At 35.1% G+C, this 12,340-nt stretch carries 16 protein-coding genes; all 16 read right to left on the bottom strand.

Translation table 11 applies throughout. The features are described 5' to 3' along the window. Positions 1-43: 43 nt before the first annotated feature. The 16 genes from NYG92_RS02430 to NYG92_RS02355 all read right to left on the bottom strand — a co-directional run bounded on the left by NYG92_RS02430 (position 44) and on the right by NYG92_RS02355 (position 12,340). Positions 44-616 carry a LysE family translocator gene (locus NYG92_RS02430; protein ID WP_289233436.1) on the bottom strand — a complete coding sequence of 191 codons (573 nt, stop codon included), beginning with the start codon at positions 614-616 and terminating at the stop codon, positions 44-46. An 8-nt stretch (positions 617-624) separates the two neighbouring features. Next, positions 625-942: a branched-chain amino acid transporter permease gene (locus NYG92_RS02425; RefSeq protein ID WP_270966549.1), complete on the bottom strand. Its 318-nt coding sequence runs from the start codon at positions 940-942 to the stop codon at positions 625-627. Further along, the gene (locus NYG92_RS02420; protein ID WP_270976411.1) at positions 935-1,606 is read right to left on the bottom strand and encodes an AzlC family ABC transporter permease; all 672 of its coding nucleotides are present in this window, start codon (positions 1,604-1,606) and stop codon (positions 935-937) included. Before NYG92_RS02420 ends, NYG92_RS02425 begins: the two co-directional genes overlap by 8 nt. Further along, positions 1,603-1,767: a hypothetical protein gene (locus NYG92_RS02415; protein ID WP_257433314.1), complete on the bottom strand. Its 165-nt coding sequence runs from the start codon at positions 1,765-1,767 to the stop codon at positions 1,603-1,605. Before NYG92_RS02415 ends, NYG92_RS02420 begins: the two co-directional genes overlap by 4 nt. A 46-nt stretch (positions 1,768-1,813) precedes the next feature. After that, a complete protein-coding gene (locus NYG92_RS02410) occupies positions 1,814-2,152 on the bottom strand; it encodes a chaperone NapD (RefSeq protein WP_270976409.1) in 339 nt (112 codons plus the stop codon). Then, on the bottom strand, positions 2,149-3,084 hold the full coding sequence (locus NYG92_RS02405) for a WD40 repeat domain-containing protein (RefSeq protein WP_289233435.1): 936 nt from the start codon (positions 3,082-3,084) through the stop codon (positions 2,149-2,151). Before NYG92_RS02405 ends, NYG92_RS02410 begins: the two co-directional genes overlap by 4 nt. Then, positions 3,084-3,605 carry a nitrate reductase cytochrome c-type subunit gene (locus NYG92_RS02400; RefSeq protein ID WP_270976407.1) on the bottom strand — a complete coding sequence of 174 codons (522 nt, stop codon included), beginning with the start codon at positions 3,603-3,605 and terminating at the stop codon, positions 3,084-3,086. Before NYG92_RS02400 ends, NYG92_RS02405 begins: the two co-directional genes overlap by 1 nt. Beyond that, on the bottom strand, positions 3,595-4,386 hold the full coding sequence (napH, locus tag NYG92_RS02395) for a quinol dehydrogenase ferredoxin subunit NapH (RefSeq protein ID WP_270976406.1): 792 nt from the start codon (positions 4,384-4,386) through the stop codon (positions 3,595-3,597). Before napH ends, NYG92_RS02400 begins: the two co-directional genes overlap by 11 nt. After that, positions 4,383-5,132 (bottom strand): ferredoxin-type protein NapG, encoded by a 750-nt coding sequence (napG, locus tag NYG92_RS02390; RefSeq protein WP_289233506.1) that lies wholly within the window; start codon positions 5,130-5,132, stop codon positions 4,383-4,385. The genes napH and napG overlap by 4 nt, the downstream gene beginning before the upstream one ends. A 2-nt stretch (positions 5,133-5,134) precedes the next feature. Beyond that, complete coding sequence (napA, locus tag NYG92_RS02385; RefSeq protein ID WP_289233434.1) at positions 5,135-7,909, bottom strand: periplasmic nitrate reductase subunit alpha; 2,775 nt, start codon at positions 7,907-7,909, stop codon at positions 5,135-5,137. A gap of 144 nt (positions 7,910-8,053) precedes the next feature. Further along, entirely contained in the window at positions 8,054-9,832 is a 1,779-nt protein-coding gene (mrdA, locus tag NYG92_RS02380) for a penicillin-binding protein 2 (RefSeq protein ID WP_270985162.1), read from the bottom strand. Further along, the gene (locus tag NYG92_RS02375) at positions 9,832-10,326 is read right to left on the bottom strand and encodes a hypothetical protein (protein ID WP_289233433.1); all 495 of its coding nucleotides are present in this window, start codon (positions 10,324-10,326) and stop codon (positions 9,832-9,834) included. The genes mrdA and NYG92_RS02375 overlap by 1 nt, the downstream gene beginning before the upstream one ends. Further along, positions 10,323-10,913, bottom strand: coding sequence for a ribosome biogenesis GTP-binding protein YihA/YsxC (gene yihA, locus NYG92_RS02370; protein ID WP_270976402.1), 591 nt, complete (start codon positions 10,911-10,913; stop codon positions 10,323-10,325). Before yihA ends, NYG92_RS02375 begins: the two co-directional genes overlap by 4 nt. Further along, on the bottom strand, positions 10,903-11,367 hold the full coding sequence (locus tag NYG92_RS02365) for an LptA/OstA family protein (RefSeq protein ID WP_289233432.1): 465 nt from the start codon (positions 11,365-11,367) through the stop codon (positions 10,903-10,905). The genes yihA and NYG92_RS02365 overlap by 11 nt, the downstream gene beginning before the upstream one ends. Further along, positions 11,352-11,861: a hypothetical protein gene (locus tag NYG92_RS02360; RefSeq protein ID WP_289233505.1), complete on the bottom strand. Its 510-nt coding sequence runs from the start codon at positions 11,859-11,861 to the stop codon at positions 11,352-11,354. Before NYG92_RS02360 ends, NYG92_RS02365 begins: the two co-directional genes overlap by 16 nt. Beyond that, positions 11,852-12,340, bottom strand: coding sequence for an HAD hydrolase family protein (locus NYG92_RS02355; RefSeq protein WP_027304649.1), 489 nt, complete (start codon positions 12,338-12,340; stop codon positions 11,852-11,854). Before NYG92_RS02355 ends, NYG92_RS02360 begins: the two co-directional genes overlap by 10 nt.

The raw sequence follows: 12,340 nt of genomic DNA, 5'->3' as shown, positions 1-12,340 counted from the left end.
TTTCCTTGAAAAAATTTGAAATATTTTAGCACAAAGCTTTATTTTATTCAAGCAAAAAGCTAAGGGCGATCCCAACGATACACAAGGCACTAAATTTGCCGATTTTATCCAAATGCGCGTTCATAAAATGCTTAAAAACACTTCCGCCCAAAGCATAAAGACTAAGGCAAGAAAATTCTATGCTAAGAATTAAACTCATTAGAAAAAATAAATTTAAATGGATAAAAGAGGGCAAAAGAGAAAAGAAAAAAATCCACACTTTTGGGTTACTTACTGAAGTAATAAAGCCTTGCAACATAAGGGAAAATCGCCGTTTTTTTGTGATTTTATCCTGTTTTATGCTTAGTTTTGTTCGCCATAATTTAACACTCATATAAAGTAAAAAAGCGACGCTAAAATATTTTAAAATTTGAAAAATAAACTCAAATTGTGATAGAAAATTTAAGCTCAAAATGCAAATTCCAACAGCCAAAGCAAGTCCTACCAACTGCCCCACTATAACCCATAAAGTCGCTTTGTAACCTAAGCTAAGTCCTAAAGAAAAGGCTAAAAGCATATTAAAACCGGGCAAAAGAGAGATGGGCATAAGAGTAAGAAATAATAAAAAATATTCCACAAAAATCCTTATAATCTTAAACAAATCATATAAAAAATCGTCCCCAAAATAATGCTTAAAAGTGCATTTTTAAATTTAAGATGAAAAAGAAAGACAAAAACACAAGCTAAAATCATATCAAGTCCGTAAGGAGAACGCATAAAATCTACCCCATAAAAGGTGTAAAAAAATAAAATGATTATGATAAGTAAAGGCATATTTTTCTGTATAAAAAGCAAATTTTGACTTTCTTTTTTATGCTTAAAAAGAGCATAGGGCAAAACTCTAGAAAGATAAGTGCCAAGAAAAGCCGCAAAAATCATCATTAAAATATAATTTTCAAACATATTTTTTCCCTAAAAGAAGTAAAGCAAGTCCCACACTCAAACAAAAAGCAAACATATATGCCTTATCGATGCAAAAAAGTGCGATGAGTGAAAGCAAAGTGGCAAAAAGAAGAATTTTTAATTTGGGATTTTGCTTATAAAGCTCATAAGCTAAGACGATAAAAAGCGCATTAAGAGAAAATTCTATCCCACTATAATCAATCCTAACATTTTGCTGAAACAAAAATCCAAGCAAAGAGCCTAAAATCCAGTAGCTATGATTTAAAAGGCAAATAATAAAAATTAACCGAGAATGTCCTTTTTGCTTTAAATTTTTTATCTGTCTTTTTTTAGAGCTAATGATAGCAAAGCTTTCATCTGTGAGTGAGAAAATGGCATAATGTTTTAAAAAATTCATCTTTTTAAATTCTTCTAGCAAGGATAGGGTGTAAAAAAAGTGCCTGAAATTGACCAAAAATGAGGTTAAGGCGACCTCTAAAAACCCTGCCCCACCGCTTATTAAAGCAACTAAAATAAACTGCCCAGCCCCAGCATAAACGACCACAGAGCTTAAAAGCACTTCATAAAAGCTAAATCCAGCACTAGAAGCTAAAATTCCAAAAGCCATTCCAAGAGGGATATAGCCCATTAAAACAGGCAGAGTAATCGCTAAAAGTTTTTTCATTTGTTTTTAAAAAGGCTTTCTATATGTTTGCGTTTTTCTTGCTCTAGGGTTAAATTATTTTCTTCTTTTTGAATTTTTTCTTGCTTAATATCTTTAAAATAATAATAATCTATGCCAAAAAGTAAAGCGATAATAAAAAGCAAGGGAAGTAAAAAAACCATATGCACAACTTTCTTTAAAATTTAAAGAAAGAATTGTAGCGAAAATTTAGGACATTTTTTGAAAAACACTGCCATTATAAACGACATTTTCAGCTTTTTCGTTTTTTTCTATACTCTCTATTGCGCCGCTATTAAGTGCTTTTTGTATATCTTCATCTAAATCTTGATAAGAAAAAATCATATTGATACTAATTAAATTTGGTAAAGCTTCAAGCTTTTTGTAGGCTTTAAGCTCACTATCTAAATCCTCACTCTCTATTACCACGACCAATTTATCTTTTTCTTTAAGCTCCACAGAGCAAAGCTCTATCTTAGCGATACTTTCGGCTAAAATGTCAATCATCTCTTCTTTAGCGACAATCAAAACGCTAGAAAGATTCATCATAAACTCCTCATCAAAATCACCTTACCAAAACCAGAAATCAGCAAAGTGCTATCATCTAAAAATACGATAAATTCACTCATCATATCCAAATCCTCAAATTTCTTAACGCTTTTTAAAGTAGCTGTTTCAAAAAGCTCCGTAATACCGCTATTATTATCACTAAAAGCAGCTAATTTTCCACTAGGACTTAAGGCGCAAGCATAGATTAAAAAATCTTTTTGCAAAAAATTTTGCTCCTCTTTTCTTATCACACCCACACGCCTATCCGTGCCACAGCTTAAAATTACGCCATTTTTGTAACTCACTTGATAAATATTATCCTTATGTATAGCATTATAATTTTTAAGAATTTGCCATTTTTCTAAGTCAAAAAGCTCCACTTCTCCACTTTCAAACCCAGCTACAAAACTCTTTTTATCCTCACTTAAAACAATGTCATTAAGGCTAGAGTGAGAAAATTTAAAGCTTTTTAATTCCTTAAAATCCAAATTTAAAAGCTTGACTTCAGAGCCTATTAAACCAACAAGCAGGGTATTTTCATCGATAAAAAAGGCACGATTTACCCCCTCAAATTCAAGTTTTTTGGTTTTCAATAAACGCTTATTTTCATAAATGCTTAAATTTTTACTCCCAAAATCGCCCTCACTTAAAACGAGCATTTTATTATTAAGCACATCAATATAATAAATTTTAGCCCCTAAAGTTTCATAATAATTTTGCACTTTTTCAAATTTAACAAAGGGTTCATTTAGAAAAAGATCTTCATCTTGCCCTTTTAAATTTTGTGTCTCTAGAATATAAATTTCCCCCTCATCTGTGCCTATATATAAGCTTTTTTCTTCAAGCTTTAAAGCGGTAACATTAGAATTTAACTCCACCTTAAAGCCCATAAGCTCCAAACTTAACACAAAAAGAAGGAGGAATTTTTTCATTATTTTACGCCCTCGTTCATCACATCAAGTAAGTTGGATTTGCTCTTAAGTGCTTCATTTTTAAATTCCGCTTTAAAGGTATTACCCACCAAAGGCTTGGCATCACTTTGAGCGACATGGCACTGAATGCAATTATATCTTACCTCGCTAATCACATCGCCCGTTGGTTTATTTTTCCGAAAATCATAATAATGACTCGCAGGAGCAGCGATAGCACCGACATCCCTAGCGATAGCTTTATCGTGGCAAGTTAAGCAAGAATTACTCTCCTTTGTGATAGGGAGCATACCATCAAGATTATGCGAGATAAGCGGTGGAGCGTTTTCAAAAGCTCTTTCTAAAAGAGCTGATTCTCCAGCACCTAAGCCACTATAATTAATATCGCTTAAAACTACGCTATTTTCATTATTTAAATTCGCCTTTCTAAGTCCAATTTGCTCAGAACTTACCCCATTATTCACCGCACAAGCTGCTAAAAATAAAGCCGCCGCCGCAGAAACTAAGAAAATTTTATTTTTCATCTTTTTTCCTTAAATCAAAAATATTAAAACTCAAAGCATCATCGTTGCATACATCAATGCACCTACCACACCTTATACACTCGCCAGAATTCACACTCGCACTTTCCTTTCCTATCATCCAAAGCACTTGCTTTTCAGGGCAAACGCTCACACAATGATAGCACTTAGTGCATTTACTTACCCTATGCTTAATTTTAAGCAGGGCAAAACGCGTCATTAAAGCGTAAAAAGCTCCTAAAGGACATAAATGCGAACAAGTCGCTCTAGGACTTAAAAATGCGTCAATGCAAAAGATCACAAAAGCAACAAAAAGCCAAGAAGCTCCTCCAAAAATAATCCCTCTATGCACGATCCCTATATAAGAAATTCCTTCAAACACAGGCAAAGAAAGCGTGAAAGATAAGATTAAAACCAAGATTAAGAGATAATAACGCAAATTTTTGCTTAAAACTAAGCTTTTATTTGATTTAAATCCAAATTTCGCTCTTACAAAGGCAGCAAAATCTGTAATTAAATTCACAGGACATACCCAAGCACAAAAAGCCCTGCCCAAAAATACTCCATATAAAACAAGCACCACACAAGCTCCAAGTAAAGCCATAAAATCCACACTAAAACTAGCAAGATAAATTTGAAGCACAGCAAAAGGATCACTTAAAGGTATGGTAGAAAAAAGCTTAGATGAGCTTAAATCACCCTTTAAAATGAAGTCAAAGGCACTAAAAGCAAAAAGCACTAAAAGCAAAATTTGAACCACGCGTCTTAAAATGAGATATTTCACAACAAATCCTCCGCGTTTAGATAGTCTTTAGCCTTTTCATTATCAAGCTTTCTTTGCGTGCTAGAATTTTTGAGCTTATCTTCATCTTGCTTATCCCAGCCTTTAACATAATGCGCCCCAGCTTTACCCAAAACATAACTTCTTGGTAAAACGCGTATCGCTGCCTCTTCGGTAATGCAAGCTTTCTCACAAAGCCCACAGCCTACACAATATTCATGATCGACCACAGGTAGTAAAAAAGCGTGTTTAGCGGTGCGTTCATTTCGTTTTGTTTCGATTTTTAGGGCTTTATCTATTAAAGGACAGGCTCTATAACACGCATCACATTGTATGCCCCAGTGTGCCACACAAGAAGCACTATCGACTATGGCTATACCCATTTTAAGCTCTTTAACGCCATTTTCTTTTTTAAGATAATTTTTATCTAAAGCATCGGTTGGACAATCTTTAATGCAAGGAATATCCTCGCAAAGATAACAAGGAATTTCACGCGGCTTGAAAAAAGGTGTGCCATTTTGTGGCGCATCAAGCAAGGAGGCAAGTTTTAAAGTATCGTAAGGACAGGCTTTCACGCATAATCCACAACGAATGCATTTACTCAAAAATCTCTCCTCATCTTCAGCTCCGGGAGGACGCAAAAATACGCCCTCATCAGCCTTTAAAGCTAAAGTCGCTAAAAAGCCTCCTCCAGCACAAAGACACAAGCCCTTAAAGCTTTTGACGAAAAATTCCCTTCTATCCTTCATCATTAAGCCTTAGTGATTTTTACCGCACATTTTTTAAAGTCTGTTTGCTTAGAAAGCGGACAAGTCGCATCAAGGGTTACTTTGTTAATATACACATTTTCATCAAACCACGGCACATAAACAAGCCCTTTAGGTGGCTTATTTCTTCCTCTCATATCGACTTTAGCTTTGACTTTACCGCGTCTTGATTCCACCCATACTAAATCGCCTTGCTCAAGCTTGAGCTTTTTGCAATCTTCCTCGTTCATATAGCAAAGTGCTTCAGGCACAGCACGGTAAAGCTCTGGCACACGCATAGTCATAGTCCCGCTATGCCAATGTTCTAAAACCCTACCCGTAGAAAGCCAAAATGGATACTCCTCACTTGGACGCTCAGGTGCTTTCATAAAAGGTCTAAAGAAAATTTTAGCCTTGTTTTTAATGCTAAATTTATCTTCTGTTCTAGGACCTAACAAATCGCCTTTTTGTAAATTTTTATCAAAATCTCCATAAAAAGCAAAATCGCTCTTTGGCGCAGCTTTTTTCGCATAATAATCAAATTTGGTATTAAATCTCCACTGCGTTTCTTTACCATTTACCACAGGCCATCTTAAGCCTCTTACTTGGTGATAAGTATTAAAATCTGCTAAGTCGTGTCCGTGTCCTAAGCCGAATTTGCGGTATTCTTCCCAAAGATATTTTTGCACGAAAAAGCCATAGCCTTTAAATTCCTTTCCATCGCTACCAATGATCCTTCTTTCATCGCCATTAACCTCGCTATTATCATAACCTTTAGCAATTTTATCATCAGCCTTAAATTTCTTAGCTTCGGCATTAGCAAAAAGCACATCATAAAGCGTGTCTTCTTCGCTATATCCCATAGCCTTAGCTTCGTCTAAAACGCTTGGTAAATTTAATTTCTCATCGACTTTTTTCTCACCCCAAACTTCCTTAAGCTTGAAGCGTTTGGCAAATTCCATCACCTGCCAAGTATCACTCATCGCCGCACCCACAGGTAAAACCTGCTGTCTCCAGTGCTGCGTTCTTCTTTCTGCGTTACCATAAGAACCCCATTTTTCATAAATCATCGCACTAGGCAAAATCAAATCCGCCACTTTCGCTGAAATTCCAGGATAACAATCGCTCACAACGATAAAATTATCCATATTACGCGCCGCTTCTATCCAGTGATTTGCATTAGCGGTATTTTGCCAAGGGTTATTCACTTGAACCCAAGCAAATTTAATTTTGCCGTCTTCTAAATCACGCATAATTTTAAGATAAGGCGAACCCGGCTTTGGATTAATTGTCCCATTAGGAACTTTCCAAATTTTTTCAGAAATAGCTCTATGCTTAGGATTAGCTACGACCATATCTGCTGGTAAGCGGTGTGAAAAAGTGCCGACCTCTCTAGCCGTGCCGCAAGCTGAAGGTTGTCCTGTAAGTGAGAAAGCACCATTGCCCGGCTTTGCTTGTTTGCCTAGTAAAAAGTGTATCATATAAGCTTGTTCATTAACCCAAGTGCCTCTTGTGTGCTGATTAAAGCCCATAGTCCAAAAGCTCACTACTTTGCGATTTTTTTCTATATACAAATTTGCAAGCTCTTGCAATTTTTTCTTATAATCTTCCAAGCTCTCATCATCATCGCCCTTAGAAACCTTAGCTACATAGTCTAAAGTATAAGGCTCAAGTGCCTTTTTAAAATCTTCAAAAGAAATTTCCCAGTTTTTATCTGGCACACCTTGATGTGTCATTTTAAGCGTATCGCCAGCCTTAACACCCAAATAAGAAAGAGCAGTCGCCTCTTCTTCATCTAAGATTATGCTATTTTCTTTCGCAACCGTGTCTTTTTCGCTCTTTTTAAATTTAGGGTGGTTAGCATTTGCTCTCATACCATAGCCTATATCGGCATAACCTGTAGCAAAAACGCAGTGATTTTTAATAAAATCTTTATCCATAGCTTCAGGGTGATTATAAACAATTTCCCTTGCTATGTAGTTCCAAATCGCCAAATCCGTATTTGGCTTAAAGATGATTTCAGTATCTGCGATATGACTTGTGCGGTTTGAAAAAGTGCTAAGATTAACAACCTTAACCTTATCTAAATTACTTAGCTTTCTATCACTCACCCTAGACCATAAAATAGGATGCATTTCAGCCATATTAGCTCCCCAAGTGATGATAGTGTCGGTTAGCTCTATATCATCATAACAGCCCGATGGCTCATCAACGCCAAAAGTTTGCATAAAGCCCACAACAGCAGAAGCCATACAATGCCTTGCATTTGGATCAATATTATTTGTCCTAAAACCAGCTTTTGCAAGTTTGACGCTTGCATAGCCTTCTTGGATGGTATATTGCCCGCTACCAAAAATTCCAACGCCAGTAACTCCAAGCTCATTGTAAGCTTTTTTAAATTGCTTTTCCATTTCATCAAAAGCTCTTTGCCACGAAACTTGCTGAAATTTGCCTTTTTTATCAAATTCTCCCTTACTATTGACACGAAGTAAAGGCATTACAAGGCGGTCTTCACCATACATAATCTTAGCATTAAAATAACCCTTAATGCAGTTAAGCCCACGGTTTACAGGTGCGGCAGGGTCTCCTTTAATGGCGACTATTTTGCCATCTTTTCTAGCCACCATAATCCCACAGCCCGTTCCACAAAATCGGCATACGGATTTATCCCATTGCCATTCTTCCTTAGGTGCAGCCATTAAAGAGCTTGGCACACTCATACCAGCGACACTTGCAGCACTTGCAATTGCCGTATTTTTGATAAAATCCCTTCTATTCATTTTTTTCCTTTCAAGGTAAAATCAATATATTTTACCATTTAAAATCTTAATAAGATACAAAAATATTAAAAAAAATGAATAATTTTAAAGTATGAATTTATAGGACTTTTTTACTCTTTTTAATGATTTTAAAACATAAAATTATTAATTTTTAAAATAACCCATTTGAAACATTTTTTGATAAATTTGTGCAGTTAAAACCCCAGTCGTTGTGCTTTTTCCGCCGTGTTCAAGTAGTATGGTAACGACATAGCGAGGCTTATTATAAGGCGCGTAGCTTGTAATCCAAGTATGAGAACGCGTGTAATATTTAAGCTCGGCTTCATTGACCCTATTTTTATCCGCTTGAGAAAAACCTATAACTTGTGCTGTGCCTGTTTTAGCTGCCACTTTAATAGGCAAATGATTAAGATAGCGATAAGCCGTTCCACCTTGCTCATTTGCCACAGCATACATTGAATTCCTAATGTAAGGAAGTTGGCTTTTTTCAAAAAGTGTAAAAACTTCCTTAGGGGAGCTGAGATTTTTATCTTTTAAAAAATGAGGACTAACTTCCTCTCCTGTGGCAATTTGTGCGGTGTATTTGGCAATTTGCATAGGAGTTACTAAAAAATTGCCCTGCCCTATGCTAGTATTAAGCGTTTCGCCTTGATACCACGGCTTTTTATAGCGTTGCATTTTCCACTCTTTACTTGGCACGACTCCGACAAATTCATTAGGCAAATCTACGCCCGTTTTTGCCCCAAAGCCTATGCGTGAAAGCGTGGAGGCTATAAGATCTATCCCTACTTTTAAGCTCCCTTCATAAAAATACACATCACAACTATGCTTGATGGCGTGTTTTAGGTCCATAGAGCCGTGTCCGCTTCGATTCCAACAGCGAAAATTTCGCCCTGCTAACTCAACAGAACCAGAGCAATAAAACTCAGTGGCGGTATTGATGGAATTTGAATTTAAAAAAGCAAGTCCAACGCCCATTTTCACAACGGAGCCGGGTGGGTAATTTGCATTAACTAAGCGATTTGTAAAGGGGTGGTCTAAATTTTCTATTAAGGCTTTCCAGTCTTTTGTGGAAATTCCACGCACAAAAGGATTAAGGTCGTATTCAGGAAAGCTTGAAGCGGCTAAAATTTCTCCACTATAAGCGTCCATTATCACGGCTGCTCCGCTATTATCGGCAAAAATTTCGCTCAAATAACTCTGCAAAGCTATATCTATGCTTAAACTAATATCTTGTGAGCTAGAGTCCTTGTAAGAAAGCTCCTCTAAAACTTGATTGAAAGCATTAACCTTATAAACTCTCTCGCCTTTTTGTCCTTGCAAAATTTCATTATAATAACGCTCAATGCCACTTTTTCCCGTGTAATTTGTAAGCTTTGCTATCTCATTTTCACTTATATCTTGCAAATTTGCCTTTTGGGTGTAGCCTATGATATGCGAGGCTAATTTGCCATACGGATACTTACGCTTTGTCGTTGGGATAATGCGGATATTTTCATTTTGAGAAAGCTGTGAAAAATGCGGACTAATCTCATCATAGCTTAGAAAATCAATCACCTCGATAAAGTCTTGGTTATAGTAAGAATCAGCTCTCTTATAGTTTCTTACCAATATCGTTGCGTTAAGATCTGGAAAATGCTCTTGCAATTTGGCAATTTCAAGCTCTAGCTTACCCCTATGCTCCTTTTTAATGCTTAAATAAGGCTTAAGAGCTATGCTAAATCCTAAATCGTTCATCGCCAAAATTGAGCCATTTCTGTCTAAAATTTCACCTCTTGTTGGGACCAAATATTCTGTTTTAATGGAATTTTGTCTTGCAAGCTCCTCATAATAAACATTAGATTTTATACTAAGATAATACACCCTACTTAACAAAAGCACAAAGAAAAGAAAAATAAAAGCCACAACAAGACGCATTCTCATTAAATCTTACCTTTAAAAAACACAAAAGCAAACAAAGCTTCAAAACATATAGAAATAAAATAAGAAAAACTAAACAAAATTGTTTTTTCATTATTTGCATAAGAAAAAACAAGCTCTAAAATCACCACAAAAAGATAGGCACAAAAAACGAAAACAATAGGTGTCGCACTTGACATCTTTAAATTTGTTTTAATCCACCCCGCCAAAGCATAGTAAAAAATAAAAAAGGCTATCCAAGAAGAAAAAGGGAAAAAATCGTGAGTGATATCCGCAAAAAGCAAGAAAAATAAAGAAAAATACCAACGAAAATCAAGCTTTAAAAGCGTCTTTTCTCTCTCCTCTAAAAGCATAAACATATAGCAAAAAAAGAAGCCGTAAAATAAAGGAAGATAAGAAAAAACCGAACTTAAAATTTCATAAAAAATAAAAAAAATTCCTAAAAACACATAAGAAAAATTTAAGCTCTTATTATAAACACTTACCCTTTTCATCATAATCCTAGCGTCTTTTCTAAGATGATATTTTCTAACAAAGTTAAACCACTTTTATTTAAATTTGAAATCAGTAAAGAATTTTCAAAATCATTTTTAAGTTTTGTTTTTTGACTTTGATTAAGCTTATCTGCCTTAGTAAAAACTTTTAAAATTTGCTGATCGCCCCTCAAAAAACTTTTTAAATACGCATCGACACCTAAATCAATCTCTAAATTTGTATGTCTAGCATCGATAAGGTGTAAAAAAAGCTTTATGGAGGTGCGGAGTTTAAGAAATTCGTCTAAATTTTTATTCCAAATTTCTTTAAGATTTTTAGAAACCTTAGCATAGCCAAAACCGGGCAAATCAATAAAGTGAATTTTAAATTCTTCTTCATTTTTCTTGCATTTGATTTCAAAAAAATTAATAAGCTGCGTTTTCCCCGGTGTGCTTGAGCTTTTGGCGAGTTTTTTTTGCTTACAAAGGGCGTTAATGAGCGAACTTTTTCCCACATTTGAACGCCCCAAAAACGCCACTTCAGCACAATTTGCTTCAAAATTTGGGTCAAATTTAGCTAAAGAAGTGAGAAAAGTGGCGTTACTTATCATTTTTAAGCTCAAAAACAAAACGCGCAGGTTTATTTTGCCTGCTTTGCACTTGATAGATATTTGCTTTTCTATCGACTATGATTTTATCTCCATAAAGTTTTTTATCTGTGTTAATTTCGTGGATAAAGGCATTGCCATTGATCTCATAGGTATCTTTAGCAACATTGTAGATAAATTTATCTCCACTTCCTTTATAGGTTTTATCGTTAAGCATAATGCTAAATTTAGGATTTTTACTCGCTTCATAACGCAAAGGTTTTCTATTTTTATCCATAAAAATGACAAGCTCTTCGGCATTTAGCACATCTTTGCCTCTACTTACGACAACATTACCACTTAAGACACTCTTGCCTGTGTTTTCATCAGCATAAAAATTAAGTGCTTTAACCTCAATCTTATCGGCAAGTAAAACATTAAAGCTTAAAAAAAATCCAATGATTAATTTACAAGCCACGCATTAACTCCTTGCACTTTTAAAATTTTGTTTTTAGTATCGTAATTTAGCGTATTTCCCTTAACTACATTATCATTAAAAAGGGCTTTAAAATTTGTATCAGTGCTAATTTGCTTACTTGCAGTATTATAATTGATCTTTTCACTCATAATTTTAACTTCATCACTAATATAAACAACATCTCCTTCAAAAACGATATTTTCTTGCTTTTTACCCAAAACCTCTAAGGAATTTGCACTCAAATTAAAATCTCCACCTAAATTAATGAAATTTTTAAATACATCTTTATCATTATAACGCGTCCAAGTTTTTGCTTCATAGTAGGACTTTACGCTACTTGCATTTAATTCATAAGCGTATAAATGGTGCGCTTCGACATTTTTAAAATCAAGCGCATAGTTTTTTAAATCCATAGTGTAAGGATTTTGCATACCAAGCAAAGCAAAAATAATGCTAAAAAGAGTAATCAAAATTCCAAAAATTTTTATCGCCAAAGTGCGTCCCACTCTTTTTGCATAGCATTTCTTTCGATGATAAGCTCTATCATTTGTGCTACGGCACCACGCCCCCCTTTTTTCTTAAGCTTTACATCGACTTTTAAATCCTTATGTGCGTCTTTAGGCTTAAAACTAAGTTTGACAGCTTCAAGCAAGGCTTTATCGTTATGATAATCGCCTATGGCAGCACATTGTGAAAAGTCTAAATTTAATTTTACTAAAAGCTCTTTGGCACAGCTTAATTTATCTTTAATGCCCTGAAAGACAAATTCGATTTTTAAATCTTTAGCTCTTTGCTCTACGCAAGGGCTATTACGCCCTGTGATGATAGCTATTTTTTTACCAAGCTTAAGCCACGCTTCAATGGCAGCTCCGTCCTTTACATCAAATTCTTTAATCTCACCACCATTTTGCGTGTAAATAATCTTACCATCAGTTAAACAGCCATCAATATCTAAAAAAATAAGCTCTATCAT

Origin of the sequence: Campylobacter felis (genome assembly GCF_030250085.1) — a bacterium.
Lineage (GTDB): Bacteria > Campylobacterota > Campylobacteria > Campylobacterales > Campylobacteraceae > Campylobacter_D > Campylobacter_D upsaliensis.
The sequence above is the reverse complement of the archived record's forward strand: the minus strand, read 5'-3'. Positions and strand labels throughout refer to the sequence as shown.

What these genes read in the sequence shown, in the direction of transcription:
- NYG92_RS02425 (WP_270966549.1), bottom strand. Translation starts at nt 942, where the DNA reads ATGTTTGAAAATTATATTTTAATGATGATTTTTGCGGCTTTTCTTGGC.
- NYG92_RS02420 (WP_270976411.1), bottom strand. Translation starts at nt 1,606, where the DNA reads ATGAAAAAACTTTTAGCGATTACTCTGCCTGTTTTAATGGGCTATATC.
- NYG92_RS02415 (WP_257433314.1), bottom strand. Translation starts at nt 1,767, where the DNA reads ATGGTTTTTTTACTTCCCTTGCTTTTTATTATCGCTTTACTTTTTGGC.
- NYG92_RS02410 (WP_270976409.1), bottom strand. Translation starts at nt 2,152, where the DNA reads ATGATGAATCTTTCTAGCGTTTTGATTGTCGCTAAAGAAGAGATGATT.
- NYG92_RS02405 (WP_289233435.1), bottom strand. Translation starts at nt 3,084, where the DNA reads ATGAAAAAATTCCTCCTTCTTTTTGTGTTAAGTTTGGAGCTTATGGGC.
- NYG92_RS02400 (WP_270976407.1), bottom strand. Translation starts at nt 3,605, where the DNA reads ATGAAAAATAAAATTTTCTTAGTTTCTGCGGCGGCGGCTTTATTTTTA.
- napG (WP_289233506.1), bottom strand. Translation starts at nt 5,132, where the DNA reads ATGAAGGATAGAAGGGAATTTTTCGTCAAAAGCTTTAAGGGCTTGTGT.
- napA (WP_289233434.1), bottom strand. Translation starts at nt 7,909, where the DNA reads ATGAATAGAAGGGATTTTATCAAAAATACGGCAATTGCAAGTGCTGCA.
- mrdA (WP_270985162.1), bottom strand. Translation starts at nt 9,832, where the DNA reads ATGAGAATGCGTCTTGTTGTGGCTTTTATTTTTCTTTTCTTTGTGCTT.
- NYG92_RS02375 (WP_289233433.1), bottom strand. Translation starts at nt 10,326, where the DNA reads ATGATGAAAAGGGTAAGTGTTTATAATAAGAGCTTAAATTTTTCTTAT.
- yihA (WP_270976402.1), bottom strand. Translation starts at nt 10,913, where the DNA reads ATGATAAGTAACGCCACTTTTCTCACTTCTTTAGCTAAATTTGACCCA.
- NYG92_RS02355 (WP_027304649.1), bottom strand. Translation starts at nt 12,340, where the DNA reads ATGATAGAGCTTATTTTTTTAGATATTGATGGCTGTTTAACTGATGGT.